At 44.8% G+C, this 19,332-nt stretch carries 21 protein-coding genes; 18 read left to right on the top strand and 3 right to left on the bottom strand.

The features are described from left to right. The 11 genes from AC2UZJ_RS01390 (at nt 1) to cysM (ending at nt 9,963) form a co-directional block, all read left to right on the top strand. Nucleotides 1–888, top strand: a complete 888-nt coding sequence (locus AC2UZJ_RS01390; protein ID WP_486948328.1) for a prephenate dehydrogenase — start codon at nt 1–3, stop codon at nt 886–888. Beyond that, nucleotides 885–2,210, top strand: coding sequence for a 3-phosphoshikimate 1-carboxyvinyltransferase (gene aroA / locus AC2UZJ_RS01385; RefSeq protein ID WP_486948327.1), 1,326 nt, complete (start codon nt 885–887; stop codon nt 2,208–2,210). Before AC2UZJ_RS01390 ends, aroA begins: the two co-directional genes overlap by 4 nt. Then, entirely contained in the window at nt 2,207–2,875 is a 669-nt protein-coding gene (cmk, locus tag AC2UZJ_RS01380; RefSeq protein ID WP_486948326.1) for a (d)CMP kinase, read from the top strand. Before aroA ends, cmk begins: the two co-directional genes overlap by 4 nt. Nucleotides 2,876–2,989: 114 nt before the next feature. Further along, nucleotides 2,990–4,711: a 30S ribosomal protein S1 gene (rpsA, locus tag AC2UZJ_RS01375; protein ID WP_486948325.1), complete on the top strand. Its 1,722-nt coding sequence runs from the start codon at nt 2,990–2,992 to the stop codon at nt 4,709–4,711. Between the two features lies 1 nt (nt 4,712). Further along, the gene (locus AC2UZJ_RS01370) at nt 4,713–5,018 is read left to right on the top strand and encodes an integration host factor subunit beta (protein ID WP_486948580.1); all 306 of its coding nucleotides are present in this window, start codon (nt 4,713–4,715) and stop codon (nt 5,016–5,018) included. Between the two features lie 128 nt (nt 5,019–5,146). Further along, nucleotides 5,147–5,464, top strand: a complete 318-nt coding sequence (locus tag AC2UZJ_RS01365) for a lipopolysaccharide assembly protein LapA domain-containing protein (RefSeq protein WP_486948324.1) — start codon at nt 5,147–5,149, stop codon at nt 5,462–5,464. A 12-nt stretch (nt 5,465–5,476) separates the two neighbouring features. After that, nucleotides 5,477–6,691, top strand: coding sequence for a lipopolysaccharide assembly protein LapB (gene lapB / locus AC2UZJ_RS01360; protein ID WP_486948323.1), 1,215 nt, complete (start codon nt 5,477–5,479; stop codon nt 6,689–6,691). Then, on the top strand, nt 6,688–7,620 hold the full coding sequence (rfaE1, locus tag AC2UZJ_RS01355; RefSeq protein ID WP_486948322.1) for a D-glycero-beta-D-manno-heptose-7-phosphate kinase: 933 nt from the start codon (nt 6,688–6,690) through the stop codon (nt 7,618–7,620). The genes lapB and rfaE1 overlap by 4 nt, the downstream gene beginning before the upstream one ends. Continuing rightward, a complete protein-coding gene (gene rfaD / locus AC2UZJ_RS01350) occupies nt 7,617–8,606 on the top strand; it encodes an ADP-glyceromanno-heptose 6-epimerase (protein ID WP_486948321.1) in 990 nt (329 codons plus the stop codon). Before rfaE1 ends, rfaD begins: the two co-directional genes overlap by 4 nt. Nucleotides 8,607–8,710: 104 nt before the next feature. After that, nucleotides 8,711–9,028, top strand: coding sequence for a ComEA family DNA-binding protein (locus AC2UZJ_RS01345; RefSeq protein WP_486948320.1), 318 nt, complete (start codon nt 8,711–8,713; stop codon nt 9,026–9,028). 26 nt (nt 9,029–9,054) lie between these two features. Further along, entirely contained in the window at nt 9,055–9,963 is a 909-nt protein-coding gene (cysM, locus tag AC2UZJ_RS01340; protein ID WP_486948319.1) for a cysteine synthase CysM, read from the top strand. Here cysM and mltB read toward each other — a convergent pair. After that, entirely contained in the window at nt 9,937–10,923 is a 987-nt protein-coding gene (gene mltB / locus AC2UZJ_RS01335) for a lytic murein transglycosylase B (protein ID WP_486948318.1), read from the bottom strand. The genes cysM and mltB overlap by 27 nt on opposite strands. A 203-nt stretch (nt 10,924–11,126) precedes the next feature. Between mltB and AC2UZJ_RS01330 the strand changes: the two genes are divergently transcribed. The 7 genes from AC2UZJ_RS01330 (at nt 11,127) to AC2UZJ_RS01300 (ending at nt 17,116) form a co-directional block, all read left to right on the top strand. Continuing rightward, nucleotides 11,127–12,050 carry a histone deacetylase family protein gene (locus tag AC2UZJ_RS01330; protein WP_486948317.1) on the top strand — a complete coding sequence of 308 codons (924 nt, stop codon included), beginning with the start codon at nt 11,127–11,129 and terminating at the stop codon, nt 12,048–12,050. Between the two features lie 31 nt (nt 12,051–12,081). Beyond that, the gene (locus tag AC2UZJ_RS01325; protein WP_486948316.1) at nt 12,082–12,831 is read left to right on the top strand and encodes an electron transfer flavoprotein subunit beta/FixA family protein; all 750 of its coding nucleotides are present in this window, start codon (nt 12,082–12,084) and stop codon (nt 12,829–12,831) included. Further along, complete coding sequence (locus tag AC2UZJ_RS01320) at nt 12,832–13,761, top strand: electron transfer flavoprotein subunit alpha/FixB family protein (RefSeq protein ID WP_486948315.1); 930 nt, start codon at nt 12,832–12,834, stop codon at nt 13,759–13,761. A gap of 74 nt (nt 13,762–13,835) precedes the next feature. Continuing rightward, nucleotides 13,836–15,617, top strand: coding sequence for an acyl-CoA dehydrogenase (locus tag AC2UZJ_RS01315; protein WP_486948314.1), 1,782 nt, complete (start codon nt 13,836–13,838; stop codon nt 15,615–15,617). Between the two features lie 54 nt (nt 15,618–15,671). Continuing rightward, nucleotides 15,672–15,821, top strand: coding sequence for a hypothetical protein (locus tag AC2UZJ_RS01310; protein WP_486948313.1), 150 nt, complete (start codon nt 15,672–15,674; stop codon nt 15,819–15,821). An 84-nt stretch (nt 15,822–15,905) separates the two neighbouring features. Beyond that, nucleotides 15,906–16,283, top strand: coding sequence for a 50S ribosomal protein L19 (gene rplS / locus AC2UZJ_RS01305; RefSeq protein WP_486948312.1), 378 nt, complete (start codon nt 15,906–15,908; stop codon nt 16,281–16,283). An 83-nt stretch (nt 16,284–16,366) separates the two neighbouring features. Continuing rightward, complete coding sequence (locus tag AC2UZJ_RS01300) at nt 16,367–17,116, top strand: NUDIX hydrolase (RefSeq protein WP_486948311.1); 750 nt, start codon at nt 16,367–16,369, stop codon at nt 17,114–17,116. Between the two features lie 10 nt (nt 17,117–17,126). Here the strand turns inward: AC2UZJ_RS01300 and rsgA are convergent, their stop codons facing one another. Continuing rightward, nucleotides 17,127–18,017, bottom strand: coding sequence for a ribosome small subunit-dependent GTPase A (rsgA, locus tag AC2UZJ_RS01295; protein ID WP_486948579.1), 891 nt, complete (start codon nt 18,015–18,017; stop codon nt 17,127–17,129). Between the two features lie 37 nt (nt 18,018–18,054). Then, nucleotides 18,055–19,314 carry a M48 family metallopeptidase gene (locus AC2UZJ_RS01290; RefSeq protein ID WP_486948310.1) on the bottom strand — a complete coding sequence of 420 codons (1,260 nt, stop codon included), beginning with the start codon at nt 19,312–19,314 and terminating at the stop codon, nt 18,055–18,057. Nucleotides 19,315–19,332: the final 18 nt, after the last annotated feature.

The raw sequence follows: 19,332 nt of genomic DNA, 5'->3' as shown, positions 1-19,332 counted from the left end.
ATGCAGACGGATACTTTTTTTATTCCCGTGTTAGTGGTGGTGGGTCCAGGCCTTATTGGTGGCTCAGTGGCAGCTGCACTAAAACAAGCTGGTTGTGTAGGGAAAGTAATAGGCGTGAGCCGCCAAAGCAGTACAGTTCAACGCGCCATCAGTTTAGGGCTAGTTGATGAGGCAGCTGATTTAGCCACTGCTACTGCTCAGGCAGATATGGTGCTTTTAGCCACACCGGTACGTGCTACAGCTAAGCTTTTGCAGCAAATGGCGCCCCATTTACGTCCACACACCATCGTGACAGATGCTGGGAGTACGAAAGCCGATGTATTACAAGATGCCATAAAGTCTTTGGGTGAAAAGGTGGTGCAGTTTGTACCAGGACATCCTATAGCGGGTGCTGAAAAAGCAGGTCCCGAAGCCGCCTTTGCTGCGCTCTATCAAGATCGCATCACTATCTTAACGCCCCATAAAGATAATACTGCACAAACTAAAGCCCAAGTGATTGCGCTGTGGGAGGCGTGTGGTGCCAAGGTGATGTTGATGACTGCTCAAGAACACGATCGTGTTTTAGCGTCGGTCAGTCATGTCCCCCATTTTCTTTCTTCTGTATTTATGTGGCAGGTAGCTAGTGCCGCTGATGCCGATGTACGTTTGCATGTGGCAGGGAGTGGTTTTAGAGATTTTACGCGTATCTCAGCCGGTTCTGCCGAAGTGTGGCGTGACATTTTTTTAAGCAATAAAGAAGCGGTTCTTGCGGAGCTACAACAGGTGCGGCAGGCTTTTGAGCAGGCTGAAACCGCTTTGCGTGATGCTGATGAAACCGCTTTATACGATTTTTTAGAAAAGGCAGCTTTAGCGCGACGTCTTTGGGGCCATAGGAGTGGCTTAGCATGAATAAAAAACAGTTGGTTTTAACCCCCGCCTCTAAGGCAGAGGGTGCGTTACAATTACCAGGATCTAAGAGTATTTCCAACAGAGCGCTGTTATTAGCGGCCATTACAACAGGTAGCACCACCTTAACTGGAGTGCTGACCTCCGATGATACGAAGGTGATGTTGGAATCACTGCATAAGATGGGAGTGCAAACAGAGGCGTTGGCTGATAAGGGTAGCTATAAAGTACAGGGCGGTAGTCCTTTCAGTAATACTACCGCTGAATTGTTTTTAGGGAATGCTGGCACCGCCGTACGCTCCTTAACAGCCGCCCTAGCATTGATGGGGGGCGATTTCACTTTATCAGGCATAGCGCGTATGCATGAGCGTCCCATAGGTGATTTAGTCGATGCCTTACGTACGGCTGGCGCTCAAATCGATTATTTAGAAAATACGGGTTATCCGCCTTTAAAGATAGGGCAACCCACGCTGGATTTATCCCAACCTATTCGCGTTAAGGGAGATGTTTCCAGTCAGTTTTTAACAGCTTTGCTGATGGCGGCACCCATTGCTACCGCACAAACAGGTATGGATTTTGTGGTGGAAGTGGAAGGCACCTTAATTTCACAGCCTTATATTGCCATTACAGTAGATATGATGGCACGTTTTGGTGTGGTGGTAGCGCATGATGCAAACTGGCAACGTTTTACTATCTCTCATGATGCGCAGTATGTGTCTCCGGGGACCTTACACGTAGAAGGAGATGCTTCTTCGGCTTCCTACTTCTTAGCCTTGGGAGCTATTGCAGGTGGGCCTATAGAGATTGAAGGGGTGGGGTCACTATCTGTACAAGGTGATGTAAAATTTGCTGAGGTCATGGAGCAAATGGGCGCAACCGTTGAGTATTTTCCACACGCCATGCGAGTAACAGGTGTACAAGTGGCAAAAGGTGAAAAGCTTCGTGCCTTTGATCTGGATTTTAATTTAATCCCCGATGCGGCGATGACAGCTGCAGCTATTGCTATTTATGCTGATGGCCCTTGTACGCTACGTAATATTGCCAGCTGGCGTGTTAAAGAAACGGACCGCATTGAGGCCATGCAAAACGAGCTGCGCAAATTGGGGGCGCAAGTTGAGTCTGGGCCGGACTGGTTACGCGTACACCCTATCGCTGAAGGTCAGTGGCAAGAGGGCGCGCAGATTGAAACCTATGACGACCATCGCATTGCCATGTGTTTATCTTTAGCTAGTTTTGGCCCTATGCCTTTAACGATTTTAGATCCCGATTGCGTTAGTAAAACCTTTCCCACTTATTTTTCTGTTTTTAAAGATTTGGTGCGATGACTGCAAATAAAATCACGCCTGTTATTACAATTGATGGCCCCACTGCTTCTGGTAAGGGTACCGTGGCGGCGCGAGTAGCCTCTCATTTAGGCTGGAGCGTATTAGATAGTGGAGCGCTTTATCGTTTGACGGCTTTAGCAAGCGTTCAGAATGATGTGGAGCTAGAAGATGAAAATGCAGTGGCACAACAAGCGCTACAGCTTGACGTGGATTTTGAGAAAGGCCGCTGTCTCTTAGCTGGTAAAGACGTAACAGATTTACTAAGGGCTGAAGAAATAGGGTTGATGGCTTCCAGAGTTGCCGCTTATCCGGCGGTACGTGAAGCTTTACTGGCACGTCAGCGTCAATTTCGCAAAGGCTCAGGCTTGGTGGCCGATGGCCGAGATATGGGAACCGTTATCTTTCCTGATGCGCCTTTGAAAATATTTCTTGTTGCAGATGTGCAATCCAGAGCGCAAAGGCGTTACCAACAGTTGATAGATAAGGGCGCATCTGCTAATCTTTCAAATCTACTAGCCGATTTGCAAGCGCGTGACTTACGTGATACGAGTCGCGTAGCAGCTCCTTTAAAAGCTGCCCCAGACGCGTACACCATTGATTCTTCCGCTTTATCTATAGACGAGACGGTAAATCAAGTGTTGGCATATTGGGCTAAAACAAATTGATTGGTGTCGTTAAATGGCCGTTGTATAGTCAAAAACGATGTTTATTCACTCCGCTGGGCAATAGTGCCTGGTGTGCATTTTTCTAAGCCAGTAATGGCTGATGGATTTTATTTAATGTCCTCCATCTCTACTACCGATGTTTTAGGCGGCGAAAGCTTTGCCGATTTATTTGCAGAAAGCGTACAATCCCAAGACTTAAAAGCCGGTGAAGTTATTTCCGCTGAAGTTTTGCGCGTAGACCATAACTACGTATTGGTTAACGCTGGTTTGAAGTCAGAGTCCATGATCCCCATTGAGGAATTCCTTAATGATCAAGGCGAACTTGAAGTCGAACCCGGCGATTACGTATCCGTTGCTATTGACGCGTTTGAAAACGGTTACGGTGACACCATCTTGTCGCGTGATCGCGCCAAGCGTCTATCCGCATGGTTGTCTTTAGAACAAGCCCTAGAATCAGGTGAGCTCGTTACCGGTACCATTACTGGCAAGGTTAAAGGCGGCATGACGGTTATGACTAACGGTATCCGTGCATTCTTACCCGGATCCTTGGTTGATTTACGCCCAGTTAAAGACACCACACCATACGAAGGCAAAACCGTTGAGTTTAAAGTGATTAAACTTGACCGTAAGCGTAATAACGTAGTGTTGTCTCGTCGTGCTGTGCTTGAGGCCAGCATGGGTGAAGAGCGCGAGAAGCTACTCGAAACCCTAACCGAAGGTATTGTTATCAAAGGTATTGTGAAAAACATTACTGATTACGGTGCCTTCGTAGATTTAGGCGGTATAGACGGCTTACTACACATTACTGATATGGCATGGCGTCGTGTGCGTCACCCATCCGAAGTACTACAAGTTGGTGAAGAAATCGAAGCCAAAGTACTTAAGTTTGACCAAGAGCGTAGCCGTGTTTCATTAGGTGTTAAACAACTAGGCGAAGATCCTTGGATTGGTTTATCTCGCCGCTACCCACAAAGCACGCGTTTATTCGGTAAGGTCACTAACCTCACTGATTACGGTGCATTCGTTGAAGTGGAAGATGGCATTGAAGGTTTAGTTCACGTCTCTGAGATGGATTGGACAAACAAAAACGTAGATCCACGCAAAGTTGTAACTTTAGGCGAAGAAGTCGAAGTTATGGTTTTAGACATTGACGAAGATCGTCGTCGTATCTCTTTAGGTATGAAGCAGTGTCGTGCTAACCCATGGGAAGAGTTTGCGCTTAACTTCAAACGCGGCGATAAGGTACGTGGTGCTATCAAATCTATTACAGACTTTGGTGTATTCGTAGGTTTAGACGGTGGCATAGACGGTCTAGTTCATTTGTCTGATCTTTCTTGGACAGACTCCGGTGAAGAAGCTGTACGTAACTACAAAAAAGGCGACGAAGTTGATGCTATCGTGCTCGGTATTGATACCGAAAAAGAGCGTATTTCTTTAGGTATTAAGCAGCTTGAAGGGGATCCATTCAATAACTACGTATCTACCAATGATAAGGGTGCTGTAGTGAAAGGTTCCATTAAATCTATTGAGCCTAAAGGTGCTGTGGTTACCTTGTCAGTAGATGTGGATGGTTACTTGCGTGCTTCTGAAATGGCAGCGGGTCGTGTTGAAGACGCCACCACTGTTTTCAAAGAAGGCGATGACGTAGAAGCCATGATCATCAACGTTGATCGTAAGGCTCGTTCTATACAGCTTTCTATTAAAGCCATGGATAGCGCGGAAACCTCACAGAGCATGCAGCGTATTGCAGACACCAGTGCTTCTGCCGGTACCACAAACTTAGGTGCTTTATTACGTGCTCAGTTAGAGCAGCAGCGTGAAGACGATACAGAATAAAGTGACTAAATCTGAGCTTATTGCACTCTTGGCCAGCCGCAAACCGCAACTGGCACAAAAGGACACCGAGCTAGCGGTAAACACCATTCTTGATGCCATGACCGCAGCTTTGGTTAGTGGTCAGCGCATCGAGATACGTGGGTTCGGTAGTTTTTCTTTATCTACTCGATCTTCACGCATAGGTCGTAATCCGCGTTCAGGTGAGCAAGTCCAAGTGCCTGCTAAACAAGTACCGCACTTTAAGGCCGGTAAAGAACTACGCGAGCGAGTTGATGAAGCTTTTTTAGCTCAGCAACACAACTCTTAGTTTTTATTTTTACTTCGGTCTTTAAAAAAACAGGCTCTTTATGAGCCTGTTTTTGTGTTTGTATGCAGTGCGAATTAAACGGTTTGCCTTTACAATCAAGTTATTGATTAATTTGTGGGAGTGAGTTTATGCGCTATTTAGTGTGGGTGTTACGATTATTGGTTTTTTTAGTGGTGCTGTTGTTTGCACTTAAAAATACAGATCCGGTACAAGTCAGGTTCTTTGCTGATTACACCTTGAGTAATGTGCCTTTAATCATTGTTATGTTGGTCGCTTTTTTATTAGGTTTACTCTTAGGGCTATTAATGATGGTACTTGCCTTAATGCGTAAAAAGCGAGAAGTCGCAAAATTTAAGCGAGATGCAGCGCGCTTAGAGCAACGTTTAGATGAAAAAACTCCTGATCCCATGGCAGCAGAGGCTATTGCTCCATTGGCTCCGCTTTGATCGAGGTAAGGTGTGGACTTTGAACCTTGGTGGCTCTTAATTGTGCCCGTATTATTTGGCTTAGGCTGGATGGCTGCACGTTTTGACTTTAAACAAATGCTATCTGAAAGCAAGCAATTACCTGATTCCTATTTCAAGGGCTTAAATTTTCTTTTAAATGAAGAGCCAGATCAAGCTATAGATGCTTTTATAGAAGTCGCTAAGCTTGATCCTGAAACCACTGAATTGCATTTTGCTTTAGGTGGGTTATTTAGACGTAGAGGTGAGATAGAGCGCGCCATACGCGTACACCAAAGCTTATTAGCGCGTACTGATTTGCCAGAGCTAGATCGCGAGAATGCCCAATATGAAATAGCTCAGGACTTTCTTAAAGCAGGCATGTTAGATAGAGCCGAAGAGGCTTTTGAAGCGGTGTCTACAGGCAGACATAGTATTGCGGCGGTACGAGCGCTTATTCATATTTATGAATCTGGTCATGACTGGCCTAAAGCGATTGAGGCAGTAAGGCGATTACGAAATTTAGTTGAAGAGCCTGTGCCGCAGTTAGTGCATTATCAATGTGAGCAAGCCGAAGCCGCTCTGATGCGTAAAGAGCCGGATTTTTCTGCAGCAGAAACCGCCTTAAATGAAGCGGAAAAAGCGGCAAAAAAATTGGGTGATAAAGAAGGCAGCCGTGCCTCTACTGCACGTATTTTTATGTTGCGTGCCAAACTCGCTCAATTGCATCAGGATTATCCTTTGCAGCAGTTTTATCTACAAGAAGTATTACGCGTAGCGCCTTTATATGCTGGTTTAGTGGCGGCTGATTTAATGCAATGTTTTGAGGTCCAAGGGCAAGCTGAGCAAGGCTTGCATGAACTGCAAGCGCATTATGAGCAATACCCATCGGTGGATGTGTTTTCTCAAGTATTTAAATCATTACGCCAACAAAAAGGAGCAGAAGAGGCCTGGGCTTTTACAAGGCAGGCCCTAGAGCAACACCCTTCTTTACTAGGCTTGGATCGTAGTTTAAAAGTAGAATTGCAATACGCCCTCAATCCAGCTGTAAAACGCCTGTTAGGTGGTGATTTGTCGTTGTTACGTAGTTTGATACATAAACATACTCAGCGCTTAGACCGTTATTCCTGTCAGCAATGCGGCTTTGAAGCACAGCATTTTTATTGGCAATGCCCGGGTTGTACGCATTGGGAAAGTTATGCTCCTAAACGGTTGGAGGAAATGGAATGAAGGCCTTTCCTACAACAGAACAACTTGCTGGCTTAAAAATCTTAGTGGTAGGCGACGTTATGCTAGATAGGTACTGGTTTGGTGAGGTGAATCGAATCTCTCCTGAAGCTCCAGTTCCAGTAGTTAAAGTGGCTCATAAAGAGGATCGATTAGGTGGTGCTGCTAACGTAGCGCGTAATTGCGTGGCCTTAGGAGCCCAAGCCAGCCTAATTGGCTTAATAGGAGCCGATGAAGCGGGTGCAGCCATTCAAGCGCTGTGCAAAGAAAAAGGGATTAGCCCTTATTTATGCATAGATGGTACTGAACCCACTATATTAAAATTACGCATATTAGGTCGGTTACAGCAGTTATTACGGGTGGATTTTGAAAATCCTCCTAGTACGCATGTTTTAGATCAATTAAAACACCATTTTGCCACTTTAGTCGCTCAGCATGATGTGGTCGTTTTTTCAGACTATGCTAAGGGGGCTTTATCAGAGGTGGAGGCTTTAATTACCTTAGCGCGGGCGCATCAGGTGCCGGTGCTAGTGGATCCCAAAGGGGACGATTATAGTCGTTATCATCACGCCAGTAGTATCACCCCTAATCGGCAAGAAATGCAGGAAGCCGTAGGGAAGTGGGTTGATGAGGATGATTTAACGCAGCGCGCCCAACAGTTAAGATTAGACCTCTCTTTAGATGCTTTATTAATTACGCGTTCTGAACAGGGTATGACTATGTACACCGATACGGGGCGTGCTCACGCAGCGGCTGAGGCGCAAGAGGTGTTTGATGTTTCTGGGGCGGGAGATACCGTTCTAGCCACCTTGGCCGTCTCTAAAGCCGCAGGATTGAACTGGAATGAGGCCATGTATTGGGCAAATAAAGCGGGAAGCATTGTAGTGGGTAAGTTAGGTACATCTACGGTGACCGCAGAGGAGTTAAGATGATTGTAGTGACGGGCGGTGCAGGTTTTATTGGTAGTAATTTATTGCTAGGTCTTAATCAATTAGGCATTAACGAGATTATTGTGGTGGATGATCTGCTTGAGGGTGATAAGTTTCATAATTTAGTTCGAGCTGATATTGCCGATTACCTAGATAAAGAGGCATTTAGACAGCGTTTATTAAACCAACGTTTACCTAAGATAACGGCCGTATTACATCAAGGAGCTTGCTCAGACACTACGGAGCGTGATGGACGTTTTATGATGGATAATAATTACCAAGTGAGCTTAGAGCTACTGGAATATTGTCAAAAATTTAATATCCCATTTATCTATGCTTCCTCTGCTGCCGTCTATGGTGCTGGCCCCCATTATGTTGAAGATATTCATAATGAGAAGCCTTTAAATGTGTATGGTTACTCTAAGTTTTTATTTGATCAGGTGGTGCGTAAACGTATGCAAAGCTTAACGGCGCCTGTAGTGGGATTGCGTTATTTTAATGTGTACGGACCCCAAGAAAATCATAAAGGTCGTATGGCATCAGTGGCTTTGCATAATATGCATCAGTATAAAAAAGAAGGCCTGGTTCGATTGTTTGGTGCTTGGGATGGCTATTCCAACGGTGGACAGCAGCGAGATTTTGTTTATATTGATGACGTGGTGAAAGTAAATCTGCACTTTTTACAAAATCAGGTGTCAGGCATTTTTAATTGTGGTAGTGGGCAAGCTCAGCCTTTTAACGATGTTGCACATACCGTAGTTAATGCTATGCGTGAGCTAGAGAAGCAGCCAGCGCTGACTTTAGCGCAGATGACAGAGCAAAGCCTATTACAATACATTGACTTTCCTGATGACTTAAAAGGCCGTTATCAAAGCCATACACAAGCGGATTTAACTCAGCTTCGAGCCGCAGGCTATACACAGGGATTTTTAAATGTACAGCAAGGTGTGCGAGATTACGTCATGAAGCAAGCCGCTATGCTACTTTAAACCATACGTAAATCTACGAGCTAGGCAGTTACTGCATTTTAAGTAAAGTTAGAGTTGATAACTCTGTTTTTATTTTATTTATGCATAGAGGTTAGGAGACTGTCATGTATTTAGTTCGTGTATTATTCGCAATGGTGTTGAGCGTAGCTGTGTTTCCTGCCAGTGCCCTAGATCTGAATCTTGCGTCGGCTGCTGAATTGCAGCAAATCAAAGGTATTGGGCCTAAAACGGCTGAAAATATTATCGCTGAGCGTGATCGTGGAGGAGCTTTTGACTCTCTTCAAGATTTATCAGATCGGGTGAAAGGTATTGGGCCCAAACGGGTTAATGGCTTAGAGGCCTCGGGTTTAAAGGTTGGTGTATCTGCTTCTGAAAAGACTACGTCAGCCTCAGGCTCAGCCATAGCAAAAGAAAATAAATAGATACTTACTACAACACAAGGCATTTTATGAAAAATTACCCAACTATAGAAGACACCATTGGTATGACGCCACTGGTACGCTTACAGCGTTTACCTGAACGTTATAATGCGGCACGTGGTACTACGATTCTTGCTAAGCTCGAAGGCAATAATCCCGCTGGTTCAGTCAAGGATCGTGCGGCGAGCTCAATGATTCGCATGGCAGAAGCGCGGGGTGCTATTAAACCGGGCGACACCCTCATTGAAGCCACTAGTGGGAATACAGGTATTGCTTTGGCCATGATTGCAGCAGTACGTGGTTATAAAATGATTCTTATCATGCCCGATAACTTATCTGCAGAACGTAGAGCTTCTATGCTTGCGTATGGCGCAGAACTCATTCTTACGCCGGCTAATGAAGGGGGGATGGAATATGCCCGAGATTTAGCCCTCAAGATGCAAGCGGAAGGTTCAGGTATTGTATTAGATCAGTTTGCGAATGAGGATAACCCACTAGCTCATATTCAAGGCACAGGGCCCGAGCTTTGGGAGCAAACCGAAGGGCGTATTACGCATTTTGTGAGTGCTATGGGTACTACAGGTACCATTATGGGAGTGGGGAATTACTTACGTTCTAAAAATGCTGATATTCAAATCATTGGTGCTGAACCTGCCGAAGGCGCTCAAATTCCGGGTATTCGTAAGTGGCCTGAGCAATATTTACCAAAGATTTATGATGCCTCAAAGGTAAACGCACTTGAGGCTATAGCTCAAGAGGAAGCAGAAAACATGGCGCGTGAGCTAGCTTCTACAGAAGGTATTTTTGCAGGAATCTCTTCAGGTGGGGCGTTAGTGGCAGCGTTACGTATCGCGCAGCGCGTTGAAAATGCCACTATTGCCTTTATTGTTTGTGATCGTGGAGATAGATACTTATCTACGGGTGTATTCGACGCGTAATAGTTGGGCAAAATCCGCTACAGTCGCTGCATAAAAGTAGCTGCGGTTATATGAAGTTATAGCAAAAAAGTTAGGGGTAGCTAGCCTATACTCGGCAGTGCCTTGACTTTGCTCTGCTAAGTCTATTACTCCCAGTGGTTGCTCCATCCAAGCTTGTTTGGAGTTTGGGATGGAGTTAACAGCTTGGGCTTGTTTGATTTGCTCCCACTCCAGTAAAGGCGTGAGGCCGCCATCTACTAATGGCCGGGCTTGCTTAGGATTTAGCGATACAGGCGCAAAAACAGGCAAGTCTGCTTGCCAGCCATGTTCAACTAAAAAGTTAGCCACTGAGGCGGTAATGTCAGGAATAGATTTATATAGATCGATTTCGCCATCGCCGTCGGCATCTACCGCATAGCGCATTAAACTACCTGGCATAAATTGTGGTAAGCCCATGGCGCCGGCAAAAGAACCTTTTACTTCTTTAGCATTTAGTTTGCCCATATGGTGCAGCACAATTAAATCCGCTAGCTGATCCCTGAAAAGTTGGCCACGTTCTGGACGGTTATTGTCGGGATAGCTAAAGCCTAAAGTAAGTAACGCATCTAAAACCTTAAAATCCCCCGTATAATTGCCATAAATGGTTTCTACACCAATAATAGATACAATAATCTCTGGAGGTATGCCGTATTGTTGAGCGCTACGATTAATTGCCGCCTCGTGCTGTTGCCAAAAAGTTAAACCCGCTTTAAGGCGTATAGGCTCAATAAAACGATTTTTATAAGTAGACCAGCTGCGCTTAATACGGCCGTTGGTAGGGGTCATTAGCTGGGCGGCTTGTGCATTGTAATTAGCACTTTTAAGTAGTTCTTCTATAGAAGCTATAGGTATAGACTGCAGCTTAGCTAACTCCTCAGCCCATTCTTGTAAATAGGGGCTAAGTGAGCCATCCGCCTGAAAATAATCAGTTCTTCCACTCACAGAGCTCCCGCTTTTTGGGTGTGCATCAATAGCTTTAACAAGATTGTCAGCAGAATCCTCTTTTGATTGAGATTGGACTATTATTTCCGAGTTGTGTTGTGGTTGCTGCAAAGCTGTGCTTTGTGAGGCAGCGCAACCCGCCAGAGCTAGACAGCACAAACTAATTTGAGCTAGGCGTGTTTTTTTGAACATGGTAGAACCTTATGAAAACAATCTATATTACCCACCCTGTATTCTTTTTACATGAAATGGGAGACCATCACCCTGAGGCACCTTCGCGCTTAGAGGCGATAAAAAAACAGCTTCAAGCAGAAGGAATGGATCAGTCATTACGTGTTATTTCAGCGAATAAAGCCAGTGATGAGGATTTACTACGAGTGCATAAACACCATCATATCGCTAATTTAAACGAAAACGCACCTAGTTCTGGTTATTATTCCATTGATGGTGATACTTTACTAAATAGTCATACATTAGAGGCCGCTTATTATGCTGCGGGCGCTGGTATTACCGCCATAGATGAAATTTTTTCTGGAGCGGCAAAAACCGCTTTTTGTGCTGTACGTCCACCGGGACATCATGCGACAGCAGAGCGCGCGATGGGATTTTGTTTTATTAATAATATTGCTGTGGCAGCTGCTTACGCTTTAGAGCGATACAAGTTAAATCAAGTGCTTATTGTGGATTTTGATGTGCACCATGGTAATGGTACAGAAGATATCTTTGCTCATAAACCGCAGGTACAAATGTTTGGTTTTTACCAACACCCTTTGTTCCCCGGGGCCGCTCATTCACCCGCGGCCCCGAATATGTACAATGAGCCCGTGCCGGCAGGTGCAGGATCTGAGATAATACGTAAGATAGTGACCGAAAAGTGGCTACCTAGGTTAAAACATTTGAAGCCTGAGTTGCTTTTATTTTCTGCTGGTTTTGATGCGCATCAAAACGACCCATTAGGGCAGTTGCGGTTAAATGAAGAGGATTTCGCTTGGATCACTGAAGCAGTGATGCAAGCCACGGTAGCTAGCACACAAGGACGAGTTCTTAGTATGCTAGAGGGCGGCTATGAGCCCACCTCTTTATCTCGTAGTGTGCAAGCTCACTTACAAGTACTTGCCGGTTTATAATATTTTTTAGCTAAATTATGGAGATCACCTGATGAAGGTTTTAGTACCCGTAAAACGCGTGGTTGATTACAACGTCAAAGTACGCGTGAAGTCCGACCAAACTGGTGTGGATATTGCGAATGTGAAAATGTCGATGAACCCTTTTGATGAAATTGCGGTAGAAGAAGCGGTTCGTCTTAAAGAGAAGGGTGTGGTTAGTGAAGTAGTAGCGGTTTCTTGTGGTGAAAAGCCCTGCCAAGAAACTTTACGTACCGCCATGGCAATAGGTGCTGATCGAGCTGTGCAGGTAGAGACCGATGCGGAGCTACAGCCTTTAGCTGTAGCCAAACTCTTAAAAAGTGTGGTAGATAAAGAGCAGCCTCAATTAGTTATCTTAGGTAAGCAAGCCATTGATGATGATGCCAATCAAACCGGTCAAATGTTAGCGGCTTTATTAGATTGGCCACAAGCTACCTTTGCTAGTGCCGTAGAGGTGGAAGGTGAGCAGGTAAAAGTCACGCGTGAAATAGATGGCGGCTTAGAAACGATTTCTTTAACGTTGCCGGCAGTCATCACTACAGATTTACGTCTTAACGAGCCGCGCTATGTCACCTTGCCTAATATTATGAAGGCCAAAAAGAAAAGCATTGATGTACTTACGCCAGAAGAGCTAGGTGTAGATGTAACACCTCGCATTAAAACACTTAAAGTCACCGAGCCTGCAGCACGCAAGGCGGGTGAAATGGTGGCCGATGTGGCCACCTTGGTTAATAAACTGAAAAACGAAGCAAAGGTAATTTAAATGTCGATTTTAGTTATTGCAGAGCACGATAATGCGGAACTTAAAGGTGCTACCTTAAACACCGTTGCCGCTGCCACTCAGTTAGGAGGTGAGGTTCACCTTTTAGTCGCGGGTGAAAATGTCAGTGCTGTGGCTGAAGCAGCCACACAAATTGCTAATGTTACTAAGGTATTAGTGGCTGATGGAGAGGCTTTAGCTCATGGCTTAGCTGAAAATGTAGCGGCCCAAGTATTAGCGATTGCTGATGCGTATTCGCATATTGTTTTCCCAGCTACGGCAGCAGGTAAAAACGTAGCGCCCCGTGTGGCTGCTAAACTAGACGTAGCACAAATTTCAGATGTGCTCAGCATAGAATCCGCAAATACTTTTACCCGTCCTATTTATGCAGGTAATGCTATTGCCACAGTACAGTGTGAAGATTCTAAGCTGGTATTAACCATACGTACTACCACTTTTGATGCGGTGGCTGCCACGGGTGGTAGTGCTGTGACTGAAAACATAGAAGTGGTAGCTGATTCGGGCGTGTCCGCCTTTGTTAATCGTGAATTAGCTCAATCAGATCGTCCTGATTTAGCGGATGCTACCGTAGTGGTTTCGGGTGGACGTGGTTTAGGCAGTAAAGAAAACTTCGCGATGATTGATGCTTTAGCCGATAAACTAGGGGCAGCAGTGGGTGCTTCACGCGCAGCCGTAGATGCAGGCTATGCGCCGAATGATTGGCAGGTGGGCCAAACAGGTAAAGTCGTAGCACCTCAGCTTTATATTGCAGTGGGTATCTCTGGGGCTATTCAGCATTTAGCGGGTATGAAAGACGCTAAGGTGATTGTTGCCATTAATAAAGATCCTGATGCACCTATCTTTGGCGTGGCGGATTACGGTTTAGTCGCTGATCTATTTGATGTGCTTCCCGAGCTCACCCAAGCACTTTAATTCAACGTTAAAACCTGCAGCTGCTTATGTCTGCAGGTTTTTTTTCGTCTAAAGATAGTCATTTTGGAGTTTTTATGAGTTACCACGTGCCCCGAGCAGATATTCACTTTTTACTAGAGCATATTATTGATACTCAGGCTTTATTGGATCTGCCGGGTAATGAAGACCTGTCCTTAGCGTTAATCCATGCCGTATTAGATGAAGGCGCTAAATTTATAGAGCAAGAGGTAGCCCCTCTTAATAAAAAAAGTGATTTGCATCCTGCTTTTATAAAGGAGGGACAGGTTTTAACTACTCCTGGCTTTAAAGCGGTTTTTACTAATTTTGCTCAAGCTGGTTGGCAAGGTTTACAGCACAGTGCGGATATTGGGGGTCAAGCTCTACCAAAGCTTGTAGGGGCTATTTTTCAAGAGAATATGAATGCGGCGAGTGCGGCCTTTGCTCTTTGCACATTGTTATCAGACTCCGTTATTGAAACATTTGCCGAGGCGGCTACGCCGGAACAAAAAGCGCAATATCTTCCCGCTATGTTAGAAGGACGTTGGACTGGCACCATGAACCTCACTGAATCGCAGGCGGGTTCAGATTTGTCGCAGGTGAAATGCATGGCTACGCCTCAAGACGATGGCTCCTATAAATTACAGGGTGAAAAAATATTTATCTCTTATGGTGATCATGATTTAGCGGAAAACATTATTCATTTGGTTTTGGCACGTACCCCTGGGGCACCAGCTGGGATTAACGGTTTATCGTTATTTATTGTGCCTAAGTATTTAGTACAAGATCAAGGGGCTTACCGCGAAGGCACTCGTAATGACGTGCATTGCGCTTCTTTAGAACATAAGCTGGGTTTGCATGGCAGCCCTACGGCGGTGATGGTGTATGGCAGCAATCAGGGCGATGTAGGACCAGGAGCGGTGGGGTATTTGATAGGTGAGCTAAATCGAGGTTTGGAGTACATGTTTATCACGATGAATGCCGCCCGTTATGCTATTGCTATGCAAGCTCTAGGTGTAGCGGATCGGGCATTAGGTAGTGCACAAACCTATGCAAAGGAACGTAAACAAGGAGTAGATTTACAGCGTGAACTGCAGCCGCCTGTTGCTATTTCACAGCATCCTGATGTGATACGTATGTTGCAAATCATGCGAGGTTTAACCGAAGGCACACGGGCTTTTAGTTATCAAGCTGCGTGGTTTAAAGACATGGCGCTTAAAAGCCCTGAACCAGCCCAGCGTGAGTACTATCAAGCACAGTATGAGTTTTATGTGCCCATCGTAAAAGGATTTGCCACAGAAATGGTCAATGAAGTGAGTTCTTTGGCCCTGCAAGTGCATGGTGGTATGGGGTACATAGAAGAAACAGGCGTCACACAATATATGCGTGATAGTCGAGTATTTTCTATTTATGAGGGCACTACCGCCATTCAGGCTAATGATTTAATTGGGCGTAAGTTATTACGTGATAAAGCGAAGGTAGCTTTGATCATAGCGGAACAAATCGAAGGCACGATTGCTGAGTTAGAAGCACAGATCGATAGTGCGAAATTACTGCATATAGCAGCTCGATTAAAAGAAGCGTGTGAAGCCTATCGTGCAGCCATTGGTGCGTTATTAACCTTTCATCAGCAGCAAAATCCACAGGCCGTGTATGTGGGCAGTGTGCCATTCTTAATGCTGTCAGGCGTGCTGTTAGGTGGCTGGCAAATGGCCAAAGCGGCTTTAGTATGTGTAAATACAACAGATGAGTTTTCCCAACAAAAAATGCAAACTGCTATATTTTATGCGGCACATATCTTACCGCGAGTAACTATGCACAGCAGCACCATTATCGATGGAGCACAAGTGTTTGCATAAAAAGCTGTATGGATATACAGTATAGGTAATATTGTTATCTATACTGGAGTGCGTATGCGAAATTTATCTTTTGCTCATTATGTTTTGCGCTGTAGAGCTAATCCTTTATTAGCGCAAAAAAGTGCACTTGAAATGTACCAAAACTATCAACGTGCACAAATACGCACACGTTGGTTTAATAAATGGTTGTTTAAGCGCTCATAAGGCGGTATTATTACGGGTTCATCCTCTGGCGGGCTTATTTAAAAACAATTTCGTTGCCCGTGTAAGATGCATTTGGAGCTTATTGTGAATATTATTGATATCTTAGAGCAAGAAGAGATGGAGCGTATTACCGCTATAGCGCCTCGTCCGGAGTTTAATCCCGGTGACAGCGTAGTGGTAAACGTAAAAGTGGTTGAGGGTACACGCAGTCGTGTGCAGGCTTATGAAGGCGTAGTAATTGCTAAGCGTAATCGTGGTCTCAATTCTTCTTTTATTGTGCGTAAAATCTCTTCTGGTGAATCCATAGAACGTACTTTTCAGTTGTTTTCCACCCAAATTGCTAGCATTGAAGTGAAGCGTCGTGGTGCGGTACGTCGTGCTAAACTGTACTATTTACGTAATCGTTCGGGTAAATCTGCACGTATTAAAGAAAAGTTAGTACGCAGAAACATAGCAAAATAATGTTTTAGTTATTATTTGTTATGTGACTTAAAAAGCACCCGAATGGGTGCTTTTTTTATAGTTAATCAAGGGTGAATCAACGCATGTCTTCTTCGAGTATGACTACTGAGACTGAATTATCACGCATTGAGGCAGTGAGTTTGGGCTTTGATCCTCAAACACAGCCTTTTATCGATATTCCCCCTTTGCCTACTATTACGGCACCGTATTTAAGTCCCGCTTTTATACAGGCTAGTTTTAATCATGAGATAGAGTGGGGGGCTGAGCCTTTGCTGGGTAATTTAATCGTGCCAGAGTTTGATTATTATCCAAAGCATATACCTTCAGCGGTATGTATGCCTTTAGTACAGCGCGAGCAGGGATTAACTGTTTTATTCACACGGCGTGCAGGGCATCTACCCTCTCATCCTGGTCAAGTTTGCTTTCCTGGGGGGCGTATAGACTTAAGTGACAATAACGCCACACACACTGCTCTCAGAGAAACGTACGAAGAGGTGGGGATTGCCCCCGGTTATATACAGCCTTTAGGTGAGCACCCTATTATTATTGCTACCCGTTATGCCATGCGCCCCATTATAGGTTTAGTCAAAGAGGGTTTTTCTATCGCCCCGTGTGCGTCTGAGGTAGCTCAAGTGTTTGAGGTGCCGCTTGCGGTATTAATGGACCCTCGAAATCATCGTTTGCAGCGCTTACAAATCAAAGGTAGTGATCTGCGTCATTATTTTTCTATAAGTTGGAATGGTTATTTCATTTGGGGTGCTACCGCAGCAGTAATACGTAATTTTTATCATTATTTATTTGCCGCTTCACAACAAATAAAGCTTAATAATTAACCCGCAGTCTTTAATATTTAGGTAAACTTTCTAGCTCTGCTAAGAGGCGTTTATAGAAAGCGTGGCGATCGGGATGTATAACACCGGCTTCTACGGCGGCAACTACACCACAACCTGGCTCATGACGATGAGTACAATTATAAAAACGACAATGGGTGATGGCATCATGAAACTCACTAAAACCCTGCACAATATCTTCTGCACTGAGGTGAGCTAAGCCAAAGCTTTGAAATCCGGGCGAATCAATAATTTTCCCGGTGCTATTTGGAATGTGGTAGAGCTTAGTGCTAGTGGTGGTATGACGCCCCGCTCCTAAAGCCACTGAGTGTGCTTGGGTATGTGCTTGGGCTTCTGGTACTAATGCATTAAGTAAGGTGGATTTACCCATGGCGCTTTGGCCTAAGAGCAAGCTGGTTTTGTCTTTAAGTAGATCAGCGAGTTGCGCTTGTACGTGGGCTGCATCCATGGCATTGGTTTCTATAATCTGCACTCCTAAGTCAGCTAAGGGCTGTAGACGTTGTCTAGCTAAATCTACTGAGGGTAAATCTGCTTTATTGAGTAAGATAATGGGTTCTATACCTGCTGTGCCAGCGGCTACTAAGGCACGGCCCGTTAAATCCTCAGAAAACATAGGTTCCGAAGCTAATACAATCAATAGCTGATCTATATTGGCAGCAAACTGTTTACTGCGCACCTCATCAGATCTATACAGCAGATTACGGCGCTCATGCAGTCTTTCTATAGTGGCGCCGCTAGCTTTGGTACTGATATCTATCCAGTCGCCCACACAAACACCCCCTCGTTTCCCCCGAGGAAAACATTTAATAATCTCACCATCCTCGAGTTCTGCAAAATAATGCCTGCCATGAGCGGAGATTATTTGCGCTTTGTGAGAGGGTATAGGTTGTGGTTCAGAGCTAACATTAAGTCGATGGGGTTTAGTACGCTTCATAGAGTTTTTGTAAAAATTGAACGCGCTGTATAGCGGGTGGGTGGCTATCATAATACGCTGAATGCAAGGGATCAGGGGTTAGGGTAGCCGCATTATCATCATAGAGCTTTAATAAGGCTTGCACTAAATGTTCTGGGGCACTTTGTTTGGCCGCATAGGCGTCGGCTTGATACTCGTCTTTGCGTGATAGGTAACTAAATACCGGACTTACCCAAAACGTAAATACGGGCATAGTTAAAAAGAACAAAACCAAGGCTAAGCCGTCGTTAGCGCGCCCTAGTAAAGGCATAACGCCTAAATTGCTATAAAACCAAACTTGTTGTGAGAGCCAGCCTAGTAATAAGAAAAAACCCAGTGCCATAGCAAAGGAAATGAGCATACGTTTCAGGATATGGCGATATTTAAAATGGCCTAATTCATGCGCTAAGACGGCTTCAATTTCCTCATCGTTAAGTTTATTTAAAAGCGTATCAAAAAAAACAATGCGTTTATGACGACCTATGCCGGTAAAGTAAGCATTTCCATGGGCTGAGCGCTTGGAGCCATCCATCACAAATAGCCCATCTAAGCTAAAACCACAGCGTTTAGTTAAGGCATCAATACGTTTTTTAAGGCTTGCACGTTCTAAGGGTTTAAATTTATTAAATAAAGGCGCTATCACGCTTGGAAATAGCCACATTACAAATAGACTAAAACTTACCCATATACCCCAGGCCCACCATGGCCAGGTATTGCCCGCGGTACTCATGAGCCAAAGCACAGCACTGAGCAAAGGCAGTCCGAGTATTATTCCTACCAGTAGTCCTTTAATTTGATCACTGACAAATAGTCTTAAGCTCATGCGGTTAAAACCAAAACGTTGCTCTAGTTTAAAGATGCGCCATAGGCTAAAAGGGAGTTGCACTAAACCCGTAATGCCAAACACACTTCCTATTAATAAGAGTTGGCGTACCAACTCGTGATCAATGTGACGTGCCCAAAAAATGTTTAACCACTGCAATCCACCTAATAAGGTCAAAGCAATAAGTAGCACTGCTTCTGTGGTGGTTTCTAAAAAAGCAAATTGAGTGCGAGCAACTGTGTAGTCAGCAGCGCGTTGGTGGCTGCGTAAATTAATATAATGGCTGAACTCGTTAGGCACTTGGTTTCTATGTGCGCGCACATGACGAATTTGGCGCATCGCTAAATAGCTGCGTATACTGAGATCTGCAAACAGAAAAGTAACAAACAATACAAGCAATGTCATAGGGCAGTGCCTAACTTA

This window comes from Paenalcaligenes sp. DL 309 (genome assembly GCF_057475285.1).
The sequence above is the reverse complement of the archived record's forward strand: the minus strand, read 5'-3'. Positions and strand labels throughout refer to the sequence as shown.